Genomic DNA, 22,713 nt, shown 5'->3' on the forward strand with positions numbered 1-22,713 from the left:
AGTCGAACCGGAATCCTTTTTCCTAGGCTTTGCAGCTGTAGGACCGTGCCCTCGGTGTCTTTTCAGTTGGGCATCATTCTAGCAGCTGGGATGCCGTCCCGAGGCCGGGCAAGGGGCCTCGGCAGACCCTACGACCTGCCCCGCTGCGGGCGTGCCGCCCTGCGCGACCAGACGAGGACCCCCACCCCCAGCACGACCAGGGGAAGCGAGAGGCACTGACCCATGGTGAGCCAACCCGTCCCCAGGAGGTAGCCCAGCTGGGCGTCGGGAAGGCGCACGAACTCCACGAGGAAGCGGAAGCAGCCATAGAGCGCGAGGAAGGTTCCCAGGAAGGTCCCCTGGGGACGTACCGGGCTGCGACGCGAGAGCACATAGAGGACGCAGAACATCACGACGCCCTCGAGCAGGGCCTCGTAGAGCTGGGAGGGGTGGCGGTACACGTGGCCACCGCCGTTGTTCCAGAACATGACGCCCCAGGGCAGGCTCGTCTCCTTGCCCCAGAGCTCCCCGTTCACGAAGTTGGCGCAGCGGCCGAAGAAGAGCCCCAGGGGTGCGCCGATGACCGCGAGGTCCGCGACCGTGGGGATGGAGAGGTGCAGCCTGCGACAGGCGAGCGAGCCTCCCAGCACCGCGCCGACGAGCCCCCCGTGGAAGCTCATCCCGCCCTCGGAGAGGGCAAGGATCTTGAGCGGGTTGGCCAGGTAGAAGCCGTCCCCGTAGAAGAGCACGTAGCCGAGGCGACCGCCCAGGATGACCCCGAGGGCGATGCCCACCATGACCTCCGTCAGGTCGTCCAGGCTGAGCTCTATGCCCCAGCGTCTAGAAACCTTCCAGATGGCGACGCCAGCGCAGACGAAGCCCGCGAAGTAGGCCAGCCCGTACCAGCGGACCGAGAGCGGGCCCAGCGTGAACGCGATGGGGTTCAGTCCCTGGTAGATGGCATCAAGCCACATGAAGGCTCCTCTCGCCTGCCCACGGGGCAAAAAATGGCTGCGGCCCCTCCCGGGACCGCAGCGTCGAACGCTCCTACAGGTGCTACCACGCCATGGCGGGCTCGACCTTGGTGACGCCGGGCACGTGCTCCTTGAGGATGCGCTCGATGCCCTCGCTCATGTCGTAGCTCGAGAGCGGGCAGCCCGCGCAGGCGCCCTGCATCTCGAGGGTCACGACGCCCTCGTCGTTGACGTTGACCAGCACCACGTCGCCCCCATCGGCCTGGAGGCTCTGGCGGATGACGCCCAGGGTCGCGTCCAGGAGCTCGCGGTTGACCGGGGTCCTCTGCTCGTCTGCCATGCTCTTCCTCTCCTCGTGCGGCAATTCCCACCACATCGATTCCATTTACGTTGCTGAGTCTACCCAAACCTCGCCGCAAGACTCCGAGGACGCCCCACAAAACCCAGAAGTGACCATCGCCGTCAGTCGATCGCCTCGAAGAGGTGGCCTGAGTCGTGGTTTGCGAGGCGACGGAGGGGAGGTCGGCCCGCCTGGACGGCCTTGAGCGCGGCGGCGACGCGGCCGACGGCGGAGGCGGCCTCGTCGGGCGAGAGGAGCGTGCAGTCGGCCATGAAGCGCGTCATCCCCGCCGCGAGGAGCTCCGGCAGCTCAGGCGTGGCGTCCAGGGGCGTGGCGGCATAGATGCGACTACGGCCGTGCACGTCGGTCCGGACGGGCATGAGGCTTCCGTCGGTCGCCCTCAGGCTGTGCGGGCGCCTCCTCAGGGCGCAGCGCGGACAGTCGTGTATGCAGCGGTCCGCGACCTGGAGGACGCAATGCTCGCTGGTCATGGCGCGCGTGCGCCCAAGGACCATGCGGCCCGTGGGCACCGAGGCAGCCCGCGCGAGCGCGCAGCCCTCCTCCAGCGTGAGCTCGGGCGAGAGCCAGATGCCCGCGGCGCCGGCGCGCTCGAGGGCGACCGCGGCGCTGGTGTTGTGCACGGGGATGCAATCGCGGACCTCGGCCATGGCACCCCTCCGGGCGGCGAGGGCGAGCTCGCTCACGTTGCCCACCGCGCAGGGCGCCCCGGGCCTCACGAGGGCATCGAGGCGCTCGTGGTCGCACTCGCGGCAGACCTCGTCGAGCCAGGGAACCAGGACGCAGCCCCCGGGCAGCACGAGCCCATCCATGTCCCGCAGCGCCTCGGGCGTGGCATAGAGACGCGTGGCGCCTGCCTTAACCGCCGCCTCCGCCGAGTCGAGGTCGTCCACCAGGGCGCAGACCTCGGCCGCTCCCGCACCCTGCGTGGCTGGTGCGCCTCTCAGGTTTCCCAGCTCGAGCTCGATGTCACGAAGGTCGGGCACCGTGGCGAGGCCCTCCGCGCGCGCCCTGACGGGTGCCTCGACCTGGCGCGTCAGCTCCTCCACCGCCCGGGCGCGCAGCGCATGGACGGCGCTGAACCCCATGCCGCAGCCCTCGTCCAGCTCGACCTCGAACGAGCGGGGCTCGAAGGGGGACGAGCCCATGCGACCCACGTGCTCGACGAGGTCCTCGCGCGTCACGGGACGGGTGCGCGCGGGCTCGACGACGAAGCCCTCCGCCCGCGCCGATGCGCTCCCGTCGCAGCAGACGAGCTCGACGGCGAAGGGCTGGCCCAGGTGAGAGACGACGCGCACGTCTACGCCGCGTCGCGGCCTGAGCTCGCCCGTGGCGGCGCGCGCGGCGTCGTCCATGGCACGCTTCGAGCGAATCACGCGCACGGCGCTGCCCCGAGGCAGCACGCGGGTGGCGCGGCAGCTGATGGTGTCGCCCGGCAGCGCGTCCGAAGGGGCGTGCGCGGTAAGGAACTGGCTGGAATCGTCCTGGGGACGGAGCTCCAGAAGGTCGCCTGCACCGACCGGGCGGTCGAGCAGGACGTCGATCTCGGCGAAGGTCTTGCTGCGGAGGCGCTCGCGACCGCCGTTGGACCCCCCGCGCCTCACCTTTCCGCCGCCCAGGTCACGGCTGCCCACGACGCTTCCCACGAGCTCGCCCCGGTTGTTCGAGCGCTCGTAGCTCATCATGTCGTCGTCCGAGCGGTGGTCCAGGTAGCTGTCGGTGAAGTCGCGGTTGAAGGCGCGGCGGAGCCGGTCGTGGATCAGGTCGCTCTCGGACGGGGTCGACGTGCGCCCGGCCGCGAGCTCGTCGAGGGCGAGGCGATAGGACGAGACGACCGAGTGCACATAGTCGGGGGCCTTCATGCGGCCCTCGACCTTAAGAGAGCCCAGCCCGGCGTCGTTAAGGCGCGCGAGGTCGTCGACCGTGCAGTAGTCCTTGGGACAGAGCGGGCGACCACGGCCCTCGGCGGAGACGACCCTCCCCCGCCCGTCCAGGAGCTCGTAGGGGAGGCGGCAAGGCTGGGCGCAGAGGCCACGGTTGGCCGAGCGGTTCCCCTTGAGCGAGCTCATCATGCAGACGCCCGAGTAGCAGAAACAGAGCGCACCGTGGCCGAAGCCCTCGAGCTCCACGCCCTCGCGGGCGATCGTGGCTATCTCGTCAACCGAGAGCTCCCTCGAGAGGGTGACGCGGCCCACCCCAAGGTCGCGGCACCAGGCGACGCCGCGGGCGTCATGGACGTTGGCCTGAGTCGAGACGTGGCACTCCATCTGCGGGAAGCGGCGGCGAACCTCCATGAGCAGGCCCCAGTCCTGGATGATGAAGGCGTCGGCGCCCAGGAGCCAGGCCTTTCTCACCAGGGCAAGCGCGCGAGGCATCTCGTCGGTGCGGATGACGACGTTGACCGTCACGTACACGCGGCAGCCGACCAGATGCGCGTCGCGGCAGGCGCGCCCGAAGGTCTCGTAGTTGAAGTTATGGGCGCCACGGCGGGCGTTGAAGTCGCTGCCCAGGGCGCAGTAGATGGCGTCGGCACCGGCTGCCAACGCGGCGTTGAACTGCTCGGGACCGCCTGCGGGCGCAAGAAGCTCGGGCACGCCGTGCCTCTCGCGAAAGCTGTGCGGCACAGCGGGAATGTGGGGGCGACCCGCCGCCACACCCTCGATCGACTCACAGGCTCTGCTGGCCTGCGCCTCCGCCGGCGCAGCCTTCCCCGATCCGAACGTCCCCATGCCCATCCTCGTCGACGTCCCCTCCAAAGACGGGAGAGACTCTACCCCAGGGGGGCGCTGGACGGCGCCAGAAAGAAGCGAACACAGGCAGAGGCCACGCACGCGACGCTGCTTACGCGTACGTGCGGGACGAGGCGGGGGACGTGCCCCGATGGCGTGATGGTGGGCCGGGGGGCACGATCCAGGCCCATGCGTCCAGGTCGCCTGGCCCGCCATGCCACCATGCATCGCCAGTCGATATATTTTGTACATAATTAAATATAAGAATTTATTATATTTATGGAATGCGATTAGCTCGCAATATCGATATCCACGATAAGTTATAACGGGTGGAAAGGACCGGCGGCAGGTCGGGCGCGGCGGGAGCCTTGGGGGACCGCGGGCAGTCACCACCCTATGGCCGGGCGCAGCCACCAAAGGATTGGAGAGACCCATGTTCAGGCACGAGCTTACCCACCCAGCAATCACCCGACGCGGACTGCTACGGCTCGGGGCGGCCGCATCGCTGCTCTCCGTCTGGGCACTCCCCGGCTGCTCCGGGAACGGGGCGGACGACGGTGGGACGAATGGGGGCAAGGACGTCGCCTCATCCGCTCCCCTCTCCGGCAAGTCCCTGAACGTGTACTGCGGCGCCGGCATGGCCGAACCGTTCAAGGAGATAGCCCAGAGGTTCCAGGACGAGACCGGCTGCACCATGAACGTCACCTACGCCAATGCGGCACAGATCGCCACGCAGATACGCGAGTCCGGCACGGGCGACCTGTGGATAGCCGGCTCCGTCGAGGAGACGGAGAGGCTGGGGGACGCCCTGGCCGCCAGCACGGACCTCGTGCGGCACATCCCCGTCCTCGCCGTTCCGAGCTCGAACCCCAGGAACATCCAGTCCATTGTCGACCTCGCGAACGCCGACGCCATACTCATAGGCGACCCCGAGTCGACCCCCATCGGAAAGGTCGCTCGGGCGGCGATGACGAAGGCCGGCATCTGGGACGAGGTGCAAGGAAGGGTCTCGACCACGACCACCGCCCCGCAGATCTCCGCCGCGCTCGCGAACGGGCAGGGGGACGCCGGCATCGTATGGAAGGAGAACGTCGGGGAGGGGGTCTCCATCGTGGCGGAGTCCGACATGGAGCCCTTCGCCAAGACCGTCCCCGCGGCGGAGCTGTCAGGCGCGTCCGACAGCGAGGCACTCTCGGAGTTCGTCGGGTTCCTGACCAGCGACGAAGCTCGGAAGATCTGGGAGTCCCACGGCTACGAGACGGTCTAGGGATGCATCGTTCTCACCTGGCGACCACTCGGAGGAGAGAGCTGTTCCCGGTCCTGTGCGTCGCGACGAGCGCGGTGCTCGTCCTCTTCATGGGCACCACCATCCTCGCGATCGCGGCGAACGGAATCGCCCATCTGGGCCTTGCCCTCTCGTCCGAAGAGGTCATGTTTTCTCTCCGCATGAGCGTGATGACGTCTTCCCTCTCGACCGCCCTGTGCATGGCGCTCGCCCTCCCGTGCGCCTGGGCGATGACGAGGGGAGGCCTCCCCTGCCGACGCGCGCTCGAGACCCTCGTGGAGCTCACGCTGTCGCTGCCCTACATCGTCCTGGGCTTCGCCCTCCTGGTAATCTTCTCCTCCCCCTTCGGGGTGGCCCTGCGAGACCATGGCGTCTCGGTGGTCTTCCAGCCCGCGGGCATCGTCCTCGCCCAGATGGCCGTCAACGTGCCCTTCGCCCTCCGCATGTCGAGAACCGCCCTGTGCGGGGTCGACCGACGCATGGAGTTCGTGGCGAGGACGCTGGGCGCGGGCTCGTGGGACGTGTTCAGGACCATCACGCTGCCCCTGTGCCGAAACCAGCTCGTCTCGGCACTCGTCCTCACCTGGGCGAGGGGAATGGGTGAGTTCGGCGCCACGCTCATGCTGGTCGGCGTGACGCGCATGCGGACCGAGACGCTGCCCGGGAGCATCTTCCTGAGCATCTCCACGGGAGACACGGACACGGCGATGGCGACCGCGATGATCATGCTCCTCGTCTCTGCGGCCGCCCTGACGGCGGCGAACGTCCTGGGCGGGCACCCCGTCTCGCGCGCAGAAGGAGCTCGTGAGGTCTGATGGGCATCGGAATCGAGATCAGGGGGCTCGTCGTGCGTAGGGGGCAGTTCGTCCTGAGGGTGCCGCGGCTGAGCATCTCCCCCGGCGAGTCCTTCGCCGTGCTCGGACGGACGGGGTCAGGCAAGACGGTCCTCATGGAGAGCATAGCCGGCGCGTGCGAGGTCAGCGAGGGAAGCATCGAGCTCGACGGGACGAACGTCCGCGAGCTCGATCCCAGGGACCGTCGCATCGGGCTGCTGTACCAGGACTGCCTGCTGTTCCCCCACCTCAGCGTGGTGGACAACGTCGCCTATGGCCCGCAGAGGATGGGTGCCGGGACACACGAGGCGCGGTGGCAAGCCCAGGAGCTCCTCGAACTCCTGGGGGTCGGCCACCTTGCCGACGCGCATCCCAACCTGCTCAGCGGAGGCGAGGCGCAGCGCGTCGCCCTCGCCCGGGCTCTGGCGACGCGTCCGGGGATGCTCGTCCTGGACGAGCCGTTCAGCGCGCTGGACCCGACCACACGAGGCGACATACGCGACGCCGTGAGGCGCGTCGTCCGCGACTTCGGCTGCACCCTGCTGTTCGTCACGCACGACTTCAGCGAGGCGCAGGAGATGTCGGAGCGCGTGGGCATCGTCCTCGACGGCAGGCTCAGGACCGTGGTCGACTCCACGCTGCTGCTCCGCACCACCCACGAGGACGACGTGGCACGTTTTCTTGGAATCCAACCCTAAGAAGGATCCGCATGACATTCATTCCTGACCAGCGCATCGACCAGCTTATATCCGAGGACATCCCCTACCTCGACCTCACCTGCGAGCTCCTGGGCATCGGAGGGCGGAGGGGGCGCATGGAGTACCTCACCCGCGAGGACTGCGTGCTGGCGGGCGGGGACGTGGCGGCGCGCGTCATGGAACGCCTGGGCGCCACCGTCGTCTCGCTCGAGCCGGACGGGAGCAGAATCGCGGCCGGCGGCACCCTCATGGTCGTCGAGGGCGCGGCGGGCCAGCTGCACATGGGCTGGAAGGTCGCGCTCAACCTCTTCGACCACCTCTCGGGAGTGGCGACGAAGACCCGGCGGATGGTCGACGCGGCACACCGCGCCAACCCCTCCTGCGAGGTCCTCACGACGAGGAAGAGCCTGCCGGGCGCCAAGGACCTCCTCACCCTCGCAGTCCACGCGGGTGGCGCCTGGCCGCATCGCCTGGGCCTCTCCGAGACGGTCCTCGTGTTCTCTCAGCACGTGGCATTCTTGGACGGGATGGACGGCCTGGCACGAAGGCTCGCGGAGGTCAGGGGCTCCTGCGTCGAGAAGAAGCTGTTCGTCGAGGCAGGGCCCGACGAGGCCCTGGAGCTCGCGCGCGGCTTGGATGGCAGGAGGCTCGTCGACGGCATCCAGCTCGACAAGATCCCGGTCGACCAGCTGGCGGACCTGGTGCTGCGACTCCGCGAGGCGGACCCGCAGCTGACCCTGATAGCCGCAGGGGGCGTGAACGAGGGGAACGCCGAGTCCTACGCCGCGACGGGCGTCGACGGCATCGTGACCACGGCACCGTTCAACGCGCCCCCCATCGACATGACCGCACGGATGGAGGCAATCTGACGCAACGGGCACCTACCATGCATGGTAGGTGCCCGCATCATGTGCTCGAAGGGACGAGTCCCGAGCCTCCTAGACCAGGCGCGCCCAGCGCTTCTTGCCCGCCTGTACGTAGCAGCCCGCCTCGAAGAGCTCGGGGGCCACGTTGTAGTCCTTGGGGGCAATGGGCTGCCCGGCGACCTTGACGCCACCGCCGTCGATGAGGCGACGCGCCTCTCCCGCAGACTTGGCGATCCCGAGGTCGACGAGCAACTTGGCCAGGTAGACCCTGCCCTCGTCGTTGGGCTGGACCAGCGAGAGGGGGAACTCGGGGGTATCCTCGGGCGCCTCGTTCTTCTTGAACTGCGCGTCGAAGGCGGCCTCGGCGGACGCTCCCGCGCCCTCGCCGTGGTAGAGGTCAACGATGTTGCGACCCAGGGCGCGCTTGAGCTGGTAGGGATCGGCGCTGCCATCCGCGAAGGAGGCGTCGATGGCGTCGATCTCGTCCACCGTGAGCGTGGAGCACAGGCGGTAGTAGCGCGGGACCATCTCGTCGGTGATGCTCATGACCTTGCCGAACATGTCTGCGGGCTCGTCGGTGAGGCCGACGTAGTTGTGATAGCTCTTGGACATCTTCTTGACGCCGTCCGTGCCCTCGAGCAGGGGCATGGTGAGGGCTACCTGGGGCTCCATGCCCATGGCGCGCATGAGGTCGCGGCCGGCGAGGAGGTTGAAGATCTGGTCGTTGCCGCCCATCTCGAGGTCGGCCTTGATGACCACGGAGTCGTACGCCTGGAGCACGGGGTAGATGAACTCGTGCAGGGCGATGGGCTGACCGCCCGCGTAGCGCTTGTGGAAGTCCTCGCGCTCGAGGATGCGCGCCACGTTGAACTGGCTCATGAGCTTGAGCATCTGGGCAAGGTCGAGGGGCTTGAGCCAGTCGCCGTTATGGACGATGGTCGTCCTCTCGGGGTCCAGGATCTTCATTGCCTGCTCGACGTAGGTCCTGGCGTTCGCCTCGACCTGCTCCTCGGTGAGGGGCGGCCTGGTGCTGTCGCGGCCCGAGGGGTCGCCGATGAGCGCCGTGCCGTTGCCGATGATGAGGGTGACCTTGTGGCCGAGGTCCTGGAACTGGCGCATCTTGCGCAGGGGGACGGCATGCCCCAGGTGAAGGTCGGGGCTGGTGGGGTCGACGCCCAGCTTGATGTTGAGGGGCGTGCCCTTCTCGAGCTTCACCTTGAGCTCGTCCAGGGGGACGATCTGCATGGTTCCGGACGTGATGACCTTGAGCTGCTCTTCGACAGAAAGCAACGAACTTACCTCCATGGGTGGTCGGATGGACGTGCGCGCGATGGCACGCGGCCTTGGATTCTACTCCTGGGCCAGGGGGGTGGTGCGCACGGCAAGCGGCGCGGTCGCCTTCGGGGAGACGGTGACCTTGTAGCTCAGCTGGACCGTCTGCTGGGCACCGACGTGCAGGGTGCCCGTCCAGGCGTCGAGGCCGTAGAGGGTGTGCTCGTCGAGGCTGCTGCCGTCAGAGACGATGAGGCCGTCGACGTGGCCGCCAGCTGGCCCCAGGACCAGCGGGATGGTGATCATGTCACCCACGCTCCACTTGTCAGGGTTCTTTCCCGAGATGTACTCGGGCATGCCTGCGAACTCGTCCTCGCTGCCGTTGTTCGTCAGGGAGGTCACCACCTCGTAGGTCGTGCTGCCGTCGGGGTTTCGCACGCCCTCGCCCACGGTCGTCTCGCAGGAGAGGTACCAGTCGATCTTCGACCAGGTGTTGTCGTTGAGGTAGACCCCGAGGACGGGGGTGGCCTCGTCCTGTCCGATCCCCCCGGACATGCCCAGGCCGTCCATCGCCCGTTCCTCGTCCGCATCGGCCATCCAGACCTGAAGGCGATGGTCGTCGGCGGACTTCTCGATGACGTCGGAGAGCCTCTTCACGTCGACGTCGCCCAACCCCCCCAGGACCTTCTGGAAGGACAGGCCGGCGACCTCGGCGAAGAACGCGTCCTGGTAGTCGGGGTTGTCCGGGTAGCGCCAGTAGACGCCGTTCATGAGCTCTGCGGCGGCGTTGTCGCCGTTCACCTCGGTCCCGTCCGAGGCGACGACGCCACCCGTGAGCGAGAGCAGCCTCTGGAGGAAGACCGGGTCGATTCCCACCACGCCGTCGACGCGGCTTCCCGTGTTGTCTTGGTACGCCTCGGCGAAGCGTGCGCCGGCGCGGGTGAAGTCGGGCGTGAAGTTGACGCCGCTGGGGTCGTCCACGCTGACCATGGGAAAGACCGCGCGCTCCTCGTCGCTCCAGTCGAAGGGGAAGTTCGCGGCGTGCTGGAGGGTGAGGGAGTCCCCCATCTGGATGACGCCGTCGGTGACGCTGAGCGTCGTCCATGAGCCGGCAAAGCCACCTGTGGCCCTCAGCTCGACGTTGTTCTGGGCGACGACGAGGTAGTTCCTCGTCTGGCCGTCGGCGCCGAGCATGGCGGGAAGCTGGGGCACGATGGCGTCCGCCTTGGCGAGGGCCTCGTCCGCCTTGCCCACCTTGGCCTGGACCTTGTCGAGGGCGGAGGCGAGCTGGGACAGGTGGGCCTTGGGCAGCCCAGCGATGGTCTGGACGCTGCGGCGGACGACGGGAGAGAGCTGCTGCTCGAGGGCGGCCAGCTCCTTGACCCTCTCGACGTTCACGGCACCATCGCTCACGAGCCCCTTGAGCTGAAGGGCATCGGGATTCGCGGCAAGCGGGGTGAGCGCGTTGTCAGAGAGGTCGACGAGCACGTTGGCGAGGCTCCGGACGCTCGAGACGTCACTGCCCACGACGGGAACGAGCGAGCCGGCGGCCCAGAGGAGGCCGGACGTCTCGTTCTGCATGCCGTGCGCCGCCCCGTTGACGTCGGCGGCGATGGACGAGAGCCTCTCCGCGTCGCCGTCCTTGAGCGCGGCCTTGAGCCCGTCCACGCTGCCCACGACCTGCTGGGCCTCGGCCTTCACCCTCTGGGCCGAGACGTAGAGGCGCCATCCTCCCACGGCCATGAGCGCCAGGAGGCAGACGACGGCGCAGACGACCACGACGGCCACGACATGGCTGGAGCCTGGCTCCCCTCCTTCCGGGCCCCCTTTGGGGCCATCTTCGCCCACACGGGCGAAGCCCCGTCCCATCGTCTGCTGGAGGTCGGAGAAATGCCTGGCCATGAGAGTCCAATCGCTCGCTCGGGATTCCTGGCGCCGCCGGCGGAGCTTCCGCGGACGCACGCACAGCTCTCTAGAGTCTCTCACACGCCAGGGCGTGCGGCAGGCCTGCCGGCGACATTCCAGCATCTGAGCATAAGGGGAGCCCGGGGCGTTGGCCCCCGGGCTCCCTGGTCGTCCGATCGTGCCGAGGGGCTAGGCGCCTGGGCCAAGCTCCGCCACGCGGTCCTTGGCGAGGGCCTCCACCTCCGCCCAGCTGGGCATGGTGTCCTGCCCGCCCACCTTCGTGGCGCAGAGCGCGCCGGCGGCGGAGCCATAGACCATGCCGCCCTTGAGCGTGCCGCCGAAGGCGAGGTGGGCGACGACCTCCCCGAGGTAGGCGTCCCCGGAGCCCGTGGAGTCGACCGCGTCCACCGGGAAGGGGTCGATGCGCACGAACTTGCCGTGGCTGAGCGCCACGGAGCCCTCGGAGCCCAGCGTGACGATGACGTCACGGGCGCCCTTGCCGGCGAAGAAGCGCAGCGCCTCCTTGGCCGACTCGTCGTCCTCGGGGCAGATCCCGCTGATGGCGGCGCACTCGGTGCGGTTGACGCAGAGGAGGTCGAGCTGGGGGTAGATCTCGTCGGGCAGCTCGCGGGCGGGCGATGCGTTGAGCACGGTGTAGAGCCCGTTGCGCTTCGCGCAGGATATCGCCTTCATGGTCACGTCGAAGTCGCACTCGAGCTGGGTCAGGAAGATGTTTCCGAGGCCGCGCAGGCCGTGGATGGCGGCCCGCACCTCCTCGTAGGTCATCTTCTCGTTGGCGCCGGCGTCCAGGATGACGTGGTTGTTGCCCTTGGTGCGAAGCACGACCGCGGTCGCCGTCGGCGCGCGCGTGGTGGCGCTCACGTTCATGCATACCACCCCGTGCATGGCCAGGGACGAGACGAGCTCGCGCCCGTTGGGGTCGTTGCCGACCTTGCCCACCATGAAGGTGTCCGCCCCCATGCGCGCGGAGGCGACGGCCTGGTTGCCCCCCTTGCCGCCGGGCACTGTCACGAAGCCGGACCCGCGCACGGTCTCCCCGAGCTCGGGAAGCCGGTCGCACTCGATGGACATGTCGGTGTTGAGGCTACCGAATACGACGACCTTCCTCATGCCGCACTTCCTCCCTGACGCCTGTTGGGTCTCGATGTCCCCAGAGAGCATGCGATCGAGCGTCGCGGCGTTGGCCCCAAGCTCCTCGCCATCATCCAGGGGCTCCAGCATACCATCCCCCGGGCCAGGCCTCCGTCACCCGTGGGCGAGGGGTCGGCCTCCGGAAGGCCGAGGGAAGGGGGCGCAGCCAGCAATCCAGAGACCGACGAGCGACGACAGGTGCGCTATGCCCGGTCGATCTCGGTTCGGCTGATGATCTCGTCCTGAACCTCCTCGCAGAGCTCGTTGAAGAAGGCGGAATAGCCCGCCACGCGCGCGATGAGGTCGCGATGGCGCTCGGGGTGGGCCTTGGCGTCCCTCAGCTCGGCGTTGTCGACGCAGTTGAATTGCATCTGGGCGTTGCCGAGCAGGGACGCCGTCATGAGCAGAGCCACGACGGCCTTGCGGCCCTCGGGCTTGTCGATGAAGCCGGGCGAGAACTTGAAGTTGTGTGACATGCCCAGGCTCATCTCCTCGACGTTGATCTTGGAGACCGACTTTATGACGGCGGTGGGGCCCTTCTTGTCCATGCCCTGCGACGGGCTCATGCCGTCGGAGAGCGGAGCGTACGCCGCGCGGCCATCAGGTGTGGCACCGTCCATCTCGCCCAGTGGCGTGTTGAACGACTGGGAGAGCGTGCCGTGGATGTGGTAGGCGTACAGCGACTTGTGCGCGTTCATGCGCTGCTCGGTGTAGTCGACGATGTCCGCCGCGAAGTGGTCGGCGTAGTCGTCGTCATTGCCGTACTTGGGGGCTTCGACGCAGTCGCGCCTCACGTTCTCATAGCCCACCCAGTTGGCATCCATGGCGGCCTTGAGCTGAGGAAGCGTGTACTTGTGGTCGTCGAAGACGAGCTTCTTGACCGCAGCCATGCTGTCGGCATAGGTGCCGAGGCCGGCGAAGATGGTGCCGGGACCGGCATAGAGCACGGCTCCCCCGTCCATGACGTCCCTTCCCTTATCCATGCAGCCATCGACGAACAGCGACATGTACGGCGTCGGATTTACCTCGCGGTAGGTCTCCTCGACGATGTTGGAGGCGTTGCAGTTGACGTCGATGAGGTGGTCGAGCTGGGCCTTCACCGCATGCTCGAAGTCCTCGAAGCTCTTGAAGTCCTCGACCTCGCCGGTCGCGAGCCACTGTCGAGGTCCATAGCTGTTGAGCACGCCGTTGTGCAGCGCGAGGTCTATGCAGATGGGCCACTGCGTGAAGCCGCCCGAGGTCCACTGGTGCACGCGACCGCTCCTCTGGGGCTCGACGCAGCCCATGCAACTGTAGTCGCGGGCGTCCTCGAAGTCGTAGCCCTTTCGCAGCATCATCTTCTCGTGAGCGTCGTCAAAGTGCACGGCGGGCATCCCGCCCCCCGCCCGTATCACGTCCACGATCTTCTCGAGGTAGCGCTGGGGCGAGAGGTTGTGCACGCGACAGGCAAGCGTCGGCTGGTACATGCGTACCTTGCGAACGGCCTCCATGATGAGGTAGGTGAGCTCGTTGGTGGCGTCTCCGCCGTGTCGGCCCACGCCACCGACGCACATGTTGATGAACGGCATGTAGCCGGCGAAGTACTTGGCGCTCGCACCAGGTGTGTACCAGATGACCTCGGAGCACTTGATCGTGAAGCAGGCGAAGAGTTCGAAGGCCCGCTCGCGCGAGAGCGCCCCGGACTCGACGTCGCGCGCGTAGTAGGGATAGAGGTACTGGTCGACGCGACCCAGGGAGGTGCTGCACTGGTTCGCCTCGAGCGAGAAGAGCGACTGCACCGTCCAGAGGGACTGCAGCGCCTCCCAGAAGTTGCTGGGAGGGTTGGCGGGCACCCTGCGGTTCACCTCTGCGATTCTGAGGAGCTCCTCCCTGCGGCTGGCGTCCTCGGCCTTCCCCGCGAGCTCCTCCGCATGGTCCGCCAGGCGCCCGGCGTACGCCTTCACCCCCTCGCAGGTCTCGATGGCCGCCTCGTAGTAGACCCGGCGCCCCTCGACGTCGTCGCTCTCGGCAGGGAGTCCCGCGAGGTGGCGTCGGGCCTCGGCCTCGATGCCGTCGATGCCCTTCTCGAAGAGGATGATGTCGAAGCCGGGGGCGGTGTCACCACCGCCGCTCGTCACGTGGTAGGTGACGTCCGTGATGCAGGCGTCGGCGGCATAGTCCCAAAAGCCCGCCGCGCGCAGCCGCTCCTCGCAGGCCTCGGCGAGCGACTTGCCCTTCCAGAACGGGAAGATGACCTCGCGGCAGGTCCTCTTGTCCTCCTCGCTCACGTAGTAGGGGTCCTGTGGCCTCGTGCCAATCTCGTCCAGCTCGTCGTCGAGCCACTCCCAGGCGATGTCGGGAGAGAGCGCCCCCGCGCGAGGCCTGCCGCAGGGGTGGCCCACGATGAGCTCGTCGTCCTGGATGAGGAGCGGCGCCGTCTCGCAGGCCTTGCGGAAGCTCCTCGCGATGCGCAGCTGGGGAGGGAGGTCGGGCTGCTCCATGGCGACGAGCGTGAAGGCCAGGGCGCGGTCTATGGTGATGCTGGGGCGCGCGTCCAGATACGCCGCCTTGAGCCTGGAGATGCGCTCGGAGGGGACGAAGCCCCCGAAGTCGAAGTGCGTGTCCATGTTCGTGGTCCCTCCTCGCGGAATGGAGCTTGCTCGTCACGGGCCGGCGCTATGCCCCCTGGGGCAGCGGGGCCCAGTCGCTCAGGCCCATGCGCTGGCGCTCCTTCGCCTCTTCGAGCGATATCCTGGGGTTGTCCTCCGCCAGGTACGCCCTGAGGGCGCCGACCCCCTCTCCCGTGCTGTTGTCCACGAGGAAGACCCTCTCGCATCCACAGTCGACCAGCCACTGTCGGACCATGGGGATGTTGGCGTTGGGGGCGTGGATCTTCGTGATGACGCCGATGAGGGGACGGTTGAGGAAGGCGTTCGCGTTGGGGGCGTGCACGGTGAACGGCTCGTTTGCAGCGATGAGGATGGCGACGACGTCAGACTCGAACGAGAAGCACGCCAGGCCGACGCCGGCCTGCTTGGACTCGGCGTACTCGCCTGGCGTGTCGATGGTCTCGCCGTCGGCATAGGTGTACTGCGTCTTGTGGTAATGCAGCTTCTCGCCGCGAAGCGCCTGGGTGAGGGAGGTCTTCCCCGCCTCGCTGCGGCCCATCAGGAACAGCCTCTTCACCTCTCCCCCTCCCTACCTGCGCGTCATCTTGCACACGTGGAAGTCGAGCACGTGCGCGAAGTAGTCGAGTACCTCCCGCTCGGCGCTCTCGACCTCGGAGATCTGGCCCGTGAGGATGAGCGACCCGTTGAAGCGGTCCATGAAGCCGATGCCCACCGAGCCGTGCTTCACCGCGATGTCCGCGGCCACCACCACGGATTCCCAGGGGGTGAAGCGCATGAAGCCCAGCGCCTCCCCGGCGTGGTCCTCCCCCTCGTGCACCCCGATGTCGAGACCCAGGGTCGTGCACACCGGCTCGCGGGAACTCCCCATCACATGCGCGAGGTCTATCTCGCGACCGGGCACCCTCACACGGGTGATGCGCAGTTCGCCTCGCTCGTCGCGACGCAGCCTCCCGCCAAAGAGCTGGTCGAAGAACTCCTTGCGCGTGACCCTCTCGCCCACGGCACCCCCTAGCGCTTCGTGACCCGGCAGGTGACGTAGCCCAGGGTGTCGTGGAAGAACTCCACGACCCGGGCGATGGCGCAGGTGACGTCCGCTATCTCGCCGGTGATGATCATGGTCCCCGTGAAACGGTCGGCGAACCCCAGGTAGACGTCGGCACTCTTTATCGCGATGTCGGACGCGATGACCGCGGACTCCGGCGGGGTGATGTTCATGATCCCAAGCGCGCTCGAGCCGTAGTCCACCGAGGGGTTGAGCCCCAGCTTCGTGTAGATGATGGGCTCGGGCCCGCCGATCACGTGGGCGAGGGTGATCTCCTTGCCCGAGACGGTCTCTTGTACGACGCGTATCTGTCCCTGGCCGTCGTCCACGCTCGCGACCTCCAATCACATGCGAACTGCCTTGCCTCGCTACCGTCCTAAGGGCTCACTCGCTGTCAGTGTCAAGCGGTGGTCCGGCGGGCGGGATGCGACGCCTTCCCAGCGGGCGGATGCACCTGGCCTCGCCGTGCTGGCGCGAGGCCAGGGCCGGACGTCCCTACCCCCGCCAGGCGTCGCGGTAGAGGTTCACGAGGTCCTGCTTGGAGACGGGGCGCGGGTTCGTGGGGGTGCAGCGGTCGTTTGCCGCCGCCTCGGCCATCTCGCCCACATGGGCCTCGAAGCTCGCGGCGTCGATGCCGTCCAGCTCCGAGAGGCTCCCCTCGACGCCCAGGGCGCGGCGCAGGTCGAGGACGCGCCGCAGCAGCTCGTCCGCGTCCGCCATGCCCAGCTCGCCCGCGAGGCGCTCGTAGGGCTCGCGGTACTTCGTCTCCGCCATGTGGAAGCGCATGACGTAGGGAAGGAGGATGGCGTTGAGCCTGCCATGGGCGACGTGGAAGCGGCCGCCCAGCGCATGGGCGAGGCTGTGGTTGATGCCCAGGCCCGCGTTGGTGAAGGCGATGCCCGCCACGCAGGACGCCTCTGCCATGCGGCCGCGCGCCCTCATGGCGTCCCCGTCACGGAACACCACGGGGAGGTCCTCGAACACGATGCGAAGCGCCTTGGTCGCCATGGCGTCGGTGAAGGTGGTGGCGGCGTTGCTCACGTACGCCTCGAGAGCGTGGGTAAGCACGTCAAGTCCCGTGTCGGCAGTGATCTTGGGCGGGACAGAGCGGGTGAAGCCCGCGTCGAGGAGCGCCCCGTCGGGCATGAGGGCGTCATCGATGAGCGCCACCTTGGTGGACCCGCGGGTGATGACCGCGAAGTTGGTGACCTCGGATCCGGTGCCCGCCGTGGTGGGGATGGCGAGGAAGTACGGGCGCTCGAGGCCCTGCTCCGCCGCGAAGTAGAGGATGGCCTTGGAGGCGTCGATGCACGAGCCGCCACCAAAGGCGATCACGAGGTCGGGCCTGACGTCGAAGATCATCCTCACGCCGGCGTCGACCAGCTCCTGGCTGGGGTCGGGCTTGACGTTCGAGTACACGTGGACCTGCGAGCCCACAGGGAGGTGCTGCGTCATCTTGTCCACCATGCCGGACTCCTGGAGGAAGCCGTCGGTGATCACGAGGACGTTGGCGCGGGAGAGGGACTGCAGGTGCTCGACGGCGCGCGCGCCGAAGAACAGCTTGGTCTTGAGGTAGAACTCGTTCATCGTTACTCCGTTTCGGTTGGCAGAAGGACCTCGGTCACGAAGAGGTCGGGGTTGGAGGTGGTCCAGAAGTCGGTCACGAAGCGCTCGTAGGCCATGCCGCAGGGACGGTAGCCGCTCTCTTGGGCGAACTGGAGCACGCGCCGGTAGGTGCTGCCCATGTCCTCGAAGGCCCCGATGTGGTAGGCGGAGAGGTACATGCCCGCAGGCAGCGACGCGCTCGTCTCGCCCGAGATGGGGTGCATGGGCTTCTGGAGGAGCCTCACGTCGCACTCCCTGCCCTCGGACGCGGCGCGCACGGCGTCGTCCACCGAGTCGAACCCCAGGATGACGGGACCCGTGATGACGTTCTTCACGTCGCTCACGAAGGAGGCGAAGTCGAGGCTCACGATGGCGTCGGCGAAGCTGCCGGAGAAGCGCGAGGGAAGGCAGAGGAGCTCGCAGGAGGAGAGGAACTTCACGCTCACGGCGCTGGGACGCACCCTCAGGACGGTGTTCGCCTCCTCGACGAGCTCCGCCCAGTCGACGATGGCCTCGCGCCTCTCGGACAGCCTGCGCGCCTCGTCCTCGCAGATCTCCAGATGCCTGCCGAGGAGCTTGCGCGCCTCGAGGAGGTTCGAGTGACGCTGCATGGAGGCTATCTCGTCGAGCGAGAAGCCCATCATCTTCAGGTAGTTGACCACCGGGATCTTGAGCATGGTCTGCCGGCTGTAGTACCGGTAGCCGTTCTCGCCCACGACGTCGGGCTCCATGAGTCCGAGCTCGTCGTAGTGGCGCAGCATGCGCTGGGAGAGTCCTCCCATCCTGCTGACCTCGCCAATCTGGTACAGGCGGTCGTCCCCGCCGCCCTGCTTGCGTGAGCTCACTCAATCACCTCCGTTGCGTCGTGGAGCCTTCCTGAGAGCACGTAGCTCCGTGCAATCGGGTTAGTGTGCCCAAGTTGGCGACGGAGCGCGTCCCTCAGTGCGAAGATCGTGCCAAGGGAGTACGAGCAGACCTCCGCCTCGAGGTAGTCGAGAGCCGAGACGTGGCCTGCGGAGGACTCGTCCGGACGGGCGTGCCCGTGCGAGACGGGAAGCGCGGCGGCGGCCTCCTCGAGTGCGGGGACGAGCAGGCGGCGCAGCTGCCTCAGGGCCTCCGACTTGACGGGAGAGGGCGGGGCGAGGAGGGAGGACCACTCCCTGCCGAACGCCTCGGGGTCGGTCACCGCCATCATGCGGGCGTACTTCTCGCGCACGACGTTCCTCCCCTCCAGCTCCGCCCGCTCGAGCTCCCCCAGCACCCGGGGGACGATCTCGTGCGGGAAGGCGAGGTACTGCGCGCAGCGGTACGAGAAGAAGGAGCGCAGGTCATCCTGGCAGCTCGCGCGGCCGCCGGCATTCCTCACGCCGTCGAACAGCTCCCACTCGAGGCACACGACGCGCTCGAGCGTCTCCCTGGCGGCGGCGTCGAGCCCCTCGCCCTCGAGCAGCCCGACGACCGCCGGAGCGGAGAACAGCCCCCTCATCCCCCTCCTGCGCCCAAGGCGCCTCCCGTAGGAGCCGCAGAGGCCCTCGGCGCCATGGCGGTCACCTGCCATCAGCGATACGCCCCCTCGTTGAGCGGCCTCGTCCTGAGGTAGTCGTTCGGGATCGCCTGCCACATGGACGTGGCGGCATCGAGCAGGAAGTTGGACTCCGTCGTCGTCCAGCCGAGCGCCAGCGCGACCCCCAGCACCACGGAGCAGAGCCGCTCCACGTCGTCCAGGGAGACCCGTTCGACGGGGGCGGACGCGATGCCCTCCACCAGGCCGCAGACCGGGGCGGGAGCCTGTGCCCTCTGCGAGAGCGAGCGGAACGACCACTTGTAGAACGGCATGTAGCGGCGCGAGAGCAGGTGCAGCGCCGCCATGGAGGCCATAAGGAACTCCGTGCGGGCGGCGTCGGCCGCCACGAGCTCCCCGCGCCGGAGGCAGCGCCCGAGGTTGTACTGCCCCGCCTGCGCCATGACCGCCATGTCGGCGGCGAGCTTCTTCCGCAGGACCTCGTCGGGATAGAACGCCTCGAGCGCCCGGCGCACCCCCGTGAACTGCCCGCTGGGATCGCAGAAGACCTCGCCGCAGGTGACGGTGGCAAGGAGCTGCTCGGGGATGCGCAGCCACTCGGAGACGCTCTGGGGTGCCCTCTCGAGGCCTATGAAGCCACGATAGAAGGCCTCCGTCTCGAACACGCCCACCCTCTGGCCCGCAAGCGGGGTCGCGACCCTGCGCACGCCCATGAACTCCTTGGGCAGGGCCTCGTAGCGGCGCGCGAGCTCCTCTCCCCACTCCGCGTAGAGGTCGCGGGGAACCCACACGCAGAAGCCGGGGCCGAAGTCGTGGTCGCAAGACAGCCCGTCGTCGAAGCCCAGGCACTCGGACCCCGGCCCGACGAGGCCGAAGGCCAGCCGTCGCTCGACGGAGTACGGCAGGCCCGCCACGAAGGCGGGCTCGAAGCTCCCGAAGTAGCGCCGTGCCAGCTCCAGGCCCCTCATGCGCTTCACCGTCCCTCCGTCGTCCGTCCTTGCCCCGCTCGGGAGGCGAGCCCCTCCATGCGCCGCGACTCGCGCTCGAGCGTTCGCAGGTTGGGGGAGTCGCCCCCTATCTTGTCGCGCAGGAGGTCGGCTGCCTGCCGCAGCAGCACGGCCGCCTGCGCGTAGCGCCCCCTCAGGTACGAGATTCGGGCCGCCGTGGCGAGCGCGTGCGGCCTGTGCACGTCCCTGCCGCCCGTGAGCGTGCGGTACGCCCGCAGCGCGGGCGAGAGGACCTCTTCCGCCTCGTCCAGCCTCCCCTCGTCCACCAGGACCTGGGCGAGGTTGATGGCGTTCGTGGCCCGCCTGCCCTCGGACCCGGGGACCTGCTCGAGCAGCCTCCCCGCCCTTCTCAGCTCCGAGCGCGCCCGTTCGAGGCGTCCCAGGCTCCGATACGCCGAGCTGCGGTTGTTGCAGATGGCGCTCAGCTCGAGCGGGTGCTCCCCTGCGCTCCCCAGGAGCGACTCCGCGCGGTCGAAGGCGTCGACCGCCGCGATGCCTCGCCCCTGGGCAACGTAGACGTCACCAAGGTTGATGAGGGCGTTCGCCCGCGAGCACGCGTCCGCCCCCAGGCGGTCCAGGGCGTCCAGGACCTCGCCGTAGAGCCCTTCGGCCTCGTCGAGCTCGCCGCGCAGGCGCAGGACGCTCCCCAGCTCGCTGGCCGACGCCGCCTCGAGGGCATCGTCATCGGCGAGCCGGGAGCGCCTCAGCGCCTCGCGGAGGAAGCCCGCGACGTCCGAGCCCGGCTCGCCATACAGGCGGTCGAGCTCGGAGTAGAAGGCCGACGGCTCCAAGGCCCTAGGCGTTCAGGTGAGGGACGATGAGCTCGACGTCCGCATGCGGGCGCGGGATGACGTGCACGGCGCGCAGCTCCCCCACGCGCTCGGCGGCAGCCGCCCCCGCGTCCGTGGCCGCCTTCACGGCGGCGACGTCGCCGCGCACGAAGGTCGTCACGATCCCGGCGCCGACGTTCTCCTTGCCCACGAGGGTGACCTCGGCGGCCTTGACCATGGCGTCAGAGGCCTCGACCGCGCCGACGCAGCCCACGGTCTCGACCATTCCCAGTGCCTCGTTCATAGTTCAGCTCCTTGCCTTGGCGGTGGCTGCCAGCGCCACCGACAGCTTTGCCTGGCTACTCCCCGCGGAATGCCGCGACGAGCTCGTTGACCATCTTCTTGAGCTCCTCGGCGTCGATCGCGTCGCTCGGAGCCTGGGGCTGCGCCTGGGCGGGGGCGCTGCCGCATCCGTTGCAGCCCACGGAGTAGCTGATGCCGCTCGTGCCATGGCCCACGGGCATCTCGATGCCCGTCTCGTGGGTCTCGGGGACGGCCACGCTCCCGGAGTGCTCGCAGACTGCACCGGCCTGGCCGCAGGGAGCGCAACCGTACTGCGCGGCCAGCTCGGGGTGCCACTTGGCGAAGGTCTCGTCGGCGGCCGCCACCTGGTCGGGCTCGACGGTGCCGTTGGCGATGCGCTTGATGTTGATGAGGTGCTGGGGTCCCACGTTCTCGGAGACCGAGCTTCCGCCCCAGGTGCCGCAGCCCAGGGTCAGGGCGACCTCGAGACCGGTGGAGAGGCCCGTCCCGCCCTGGGTTCCGCCGGTGTTGATGAGGATGCGCGAGGCGGGCTTCACCGAGAACTTCCGGACGATCTCCTTGTCCTCGGTGTGGATGTTCATCGTGTGGCCGATGCCGTTCTGGAGCAGCGCGATGGAGAGGTCGCAGGCCTCATGCCAGTCGGCGACGGTGTAGAAGGCGAGGACGGTGGTGAGCTTCTCGAACGAGAGGGGCCACTCGTCGCCCACGCCGTACTGCTCCCCGATGAGGACCTTGGTGTCGGCGGGCACGTGGATTCCGGCGGCCTGGGCGATGTCGAGCGCGCAGTGGCCCACGAACTTGGGGCTCATGGAGTGGCCGTTGCGGAAGAGGATGGCGCAGACCTTCTTGCACTCCTCCTCGCTCATGAAGTAGCCGCCCTGCCTCTTGAACTCAGAGACCACCTCGTCGTGGTTCACCGTCTCGCAGATGACGCTCTGCTCCGAGGCGCAGATGGTGCCGTTGTCGAAGGTCTTGGACGCCATGATCTGGCGCACTGCCTGGCGGACGTTGGCCGTACGCTCGATGTATGAGGGAGAGTTGCCCGCCCCGACGCCGAGGGCCGGCTTGCCAGAGCTGTAGGCGGCCTTCACCATGCCGGGGCCGCCCGTGGCGATGATCATCTTGACCTCGGGGGCGTGCATGAGCTCGTTGGTCGCGGCGATGGTGGCAAGCGAGACGCCCTGGATGATGTTCTCCGGCGCGCCCGCGGCGACGGCCGCGTCGCACATGAGCCTGATGGCGAGGTTGGTGCACTTGGCAGCCTTGGGGTGGGGCGAGAAGACGATGGCGTTGCGCGACTTGAGCGCGATCAGGGACTTGTAGAGGACCGTGGAGGTGGGATTGGTCGAGGGGACGATGCCCATGACCAGACCCACGGGCTCGGCGATGGTGATGACTTGGCTCTTCTCGTCCACGTCGATGACGCCGATGGTCTTCTTGTCCTTGATCTGCTCGTAGAGCAGGCCGGACGCCATGTGGTTCTTGTAGATCTTGTCATGCACGTTGCCGAAGGTCGTCTCCTCGACGGCCATCTTCGCGAGCTGCTCCGCGTTCTTCTCCGCGACCTCGACCATGGCGCGGAGGATGCGGCCGATCTGCTCGACGCTGTAGTTGGCGATCTGGTTCGCGGCGACCTGGCCCTTGCGGGCGAGGTCACGCGCGGCCTGGATGCTCTGGAGGTCGTAGTCGAATTCCTGCATCATGTCTCTTTCCGACTAGCTGATGGGATGGACGGTGGGGTCCCTGCTACTCCGCGGAGGGCAGGATGGACTCGACCATGCCG

21 protein-coding genes are annotated in these 22,713 nt (G+C 68.1%); 4 read left to right on the forward strand and 17 right to left on the reverse strand.

Annotated elements, in window-relative coordinates; translation table 11 throughout:
- Window positions 1-128: 128 nt before the first annotated feature.
- From lgt to HMPREF1868_RS06740, 3 genes are all read right to left on the reverse strand, one after another.
- Window positions 129-953: a prolipoprotein diacylglyceryl transferase gene (gene lgt / locus HMPREF1868_RS06730; protein WP_062531399.1), complete on the reverse strand. Its 825-nt coding sequence runs from the start codon at window positions 951-953 to the stop codon at window positions 129-131.
- Between the two features lie 82 nt (window positions 954-1,035).
- A complete protein-coding gene (locus HMPREF1868_RS06735; RefSeq protein WP_062531400.1) occupies window positions 1,036-1,293 on the reverse strand; it encodes a NifU family protein in 258 nt (85 codons plus the stop codon).
- Window positions 1,294-1,415: 122 nt separating this feature from the next.
- Window positions 1,416-4,040: a U32 family peptidase gene (locus HMPREF1868_RS06740; protein ID WP_197414968.1), complete on the reverse strand. Its 2,625-nt coding sequence runs from the start codon at window positions 4,038-4,040 to the stop codon at window positions 1,416-1,418.
- A gap of 433 nt (window positions 4,041-4,473) precedes the next feature.
- On the opposite strand from HMPREF1868_RS06740, the gene modA reads away from it, so the two are divergent.
- The 4 genes from modA to modD are packed head-to-tail and all read left to right on the forward strand — an operon-like array spanning window position 4,474 to window position 7,725.
- Window positions 4,474-5,307 carry a molybdate ABC transporter substrate-binding protein gene (gene modA, locus HMPREF1868_RS06745; protein WP_062531402.1) on the forward strand — a complete coding sequence of 278 codons (834 nt, stop codon included), beginning with the start codon at window positions 4,474-4,476 and terminating at the stop codon, window positions 5,305-5,307.
- A 2-nt stretch (window positions 5,308-5,309) separates the two neighbouring features.
- Entirely contained in the window at window positions 5,310-6,140 is an 831-nt protein-coding gene (locus HMPREF1868_RS06750) for an ABC transporter permease (RefSeq protein WP_062531403.1), read from the forward strand.
- Window positions 6,140-6,856, forward strand: coding sequence for an ABC transporter ATP-binding protein (locus HMPREF1868_RS06755; protein WP_062531404.1), 717 nt, complete (start codon window positions 6,140-6,142; stop codon window positions 6,854-6,856). The genes HMPREF1868_RS06750 and HMPREF1868_RS06755 overlap by 1 nt, the downstream gene beginning before the upstream one ends.
- A gap of 11 nt (window positions 6,857-6,867) precedes the next feature.
- Window positions 6,868-7,725, forward strand: a complete 858-nt coding sequence (modD, locus tag HMPREF1868_RS06760; protein ID WP_062531405.1) for a ModD protein — start codon at window positions 6,868-6,870, stop codon at window positions 7,723-7,725.
- A 69-nt stretch (window positions 7,726-7,794) separates the two neighbouring features.
- On the opposite strand, the gene tyrS is transcribed toward modD, so the two are convergent.
- The 14 genes from tyrS to HMPREF1868_RS06830 all read right to left on the reverse strand — a co-directional run bounded on the left by tyrS (window position 7,795) and on the right by HMPREF1868_RS06830 (window position 22,633).
- On the reverse strand, window positions 7,795-9,012 hold the full coding sequence (gene tyrS, locus HMPREF1868_RS06765; protein ID WP_062531406.1) for a tyrosine--tRNA ligase: 1,218 nt from the start codon (window positions 9,010-9,012) through the stop codon (window positions 7,795-7,797).
- A 60-nt stretch (window positions 9,013-9,072) separates the two neighbouring features.
- On the reverse strand, window positions 9,073-10,896 hold the full coding sequence (locus tag HMPREF1868_RS06770; RefSeq protein WP_156439436.1) for a DUF4012 domain-containing protein: 1,824 nt from the start codon (window positions 10,894-10,896) through the stop codon (window positions 9,073-9,075).
- 192 nt (window positions 10,897-11,088) lie between these two features.
- On the reverse strand, window positions 11,089-12,141 hold the full coding sequence (locus HMPREF1868_RS06775) for a ribokinase (protein ID WP_062531408.1): 1,053 nt from the start codon (window positions 12,139-12,141) through the stop codon (window positions 11,089-11,091).
- 113 nt (window positions 12,142-12,254) lie between these two features.
- Window positions 12,255-14,657, reverse strand: coding sequence for a choline trimethylamine-lyase (cutC, locus tag HMPREF1868_RS06780; RefSeq protein ID WP_062531409.1), 2,403 nt, complete (start codon window positions 14,655-14,657; stop codon window positions 12,255-12,257).
- A 49-nt stretch (window positions 14,658-14,706) separates the two neighbouring features.
- Window positions 14,707-15,216 carry a EutP/PduV family microcompartment system protein gene (locus HMPREF1868_RS06785; RefSeq protein WP_062531410.1) on the reverse strand — a complete coding sequence of 170 codons (510 nt, stop codon included), beginning with the start codon at window positions 15,214-15,216 and terminating at the stop codon, window positions 14,707-14,709.
- Window positions 15,217-15,228: 12 nt separating this feature from the next.
- A complete protein-coding gene (locus tag HMPREF1868_RS06790; RefSeq protein WP_062531411.1) occupies window positions 15,229-15,660 on the reverse strand; it encodes a BMC domain-containing protein in 432 nt (143 codons plus the stop codon).
- Window positions 15,661-15,668: 8 nt separating this feature from the next.
- A complete protein-coding gene (locus HMPREF1868_RS06795) occupies window positions 15,669-16,031 on the reverse strand; it encodes a BMC domain-containing protein (RefSeq protein WP_062531444.1) in 363 nt (120 codons plus the stop codon).
- 166 nt (window positions 16,032-16,197) lie between these two features.
- The gene (locus tag HMPREF1868_RS06800; RefSeq protein ID WP_062531412.1) at window positions 16,198-17,289 is read right to left on the reverse strand and encodes a 1-propanol dehydrogenase PduQ; all 1,092 of its coding nucleotides are present in this window, start codon (window positions 17,287-17,289) and stop codon (window positions 16,198-16,200) included.
- 2 nt (window positions 17,290-17,291) lie between these two features.
- Window positions 17,292-18,152: a MerR family transcriptional regulator gene (locus tag HMPREF1868_RS06805; protein WP_062531413.1), complete on the reverse strand. Its 861-nt coding sequence runs from the start codon at window positions 18,150-18,152 to the stop codon at window positions 17,292-17,294.
- Complete coding sequence (locus HMPREF1868_RS06810; protein ID WP_062531414.1) at window positions 18,149-18,865, reverse strand: DUF4125 family protein; 717 nt, start codon at window positions 18,863-18,865, stop codon at window positions 18,149-18,151. The genes HMPREF1868_RS06805 and HMPREF1868_RS06810 overlap by 4 nt, the downstream gene beginning before the upstream one ends.
- The gene (locus tag HMPREF1868_RS06815) at window positions 18,865-19,797 is read right to left on the reverse strand and encodes a DUF4037 domain-containing protein (RefSeq protein WP_062531445.1); all 933 of its coding nucleotides are present in this window, start codon (window positions 19,795-19,797) and stop codon (window positions 18,865-18,867) included. Before HMPREF1868_RS06815 ends, HMPREF1868_RS06810 begins: the two co-directional genes overlap by 1 nt.
- A gap of 5 nt (window positions 19,798-19,802) precedes the next feature.
- Window positions 19,803-20,627, reverse strand: a complete 825-nt coding sequence (locus tag HMPREF1868_RS06820; protein WP_062531415.1) for a tetratricopeptide repeat protein — start codon at window positions 20,625-20,627, stop codon at window positions 19,803-19,805.
- A gap of 4 nt (window positions 20,628-20,631) precedes the next feature.
- The gene (locus HMPREF1868_RS06825; protein ID WP_062531416.1) at window positions 20,632-20,910 is read right to left on the reverse strand and encodes a BMC domain-containing protein; all 279 of its coding nucleotides are present in this window, start codon (window positions 20,908-20,910) and stop codon (window positions 20,632-20,634) included.
- A 55-nt stretch (window positions 20,911-20,965) separates the two neighbouring features.
- Window positions 20,966-22,633 carry an acetaldehyde dehydrogenase (acetylating) gene (locus HMPREF1868_RS06830; RefSeq protein ID WP_231782273.1) on the reverse strand — a complete coding sequence of 556 codons (1,668 nt, stop codon included), beginning with the start codon at window positions 22,631-22,633 and terminating at the stop codon, window positions 20,966-20,968.
- Between the last annotated feature and the right edge of the window lie 80 nt (window positions 22,634-22,713).

The sequence above is a fragment of the Olsenella sp. DNF00959 genome (assembly GCF_001553055.1).
In the GTDB taxonomy this organism is placed as follows: Bacteria; Actinomycetota; Coriobacteriia; order Coriobacteriales; family Atopobiaceae; genus Olsenella_I; species Olsenella_I phocaeensis.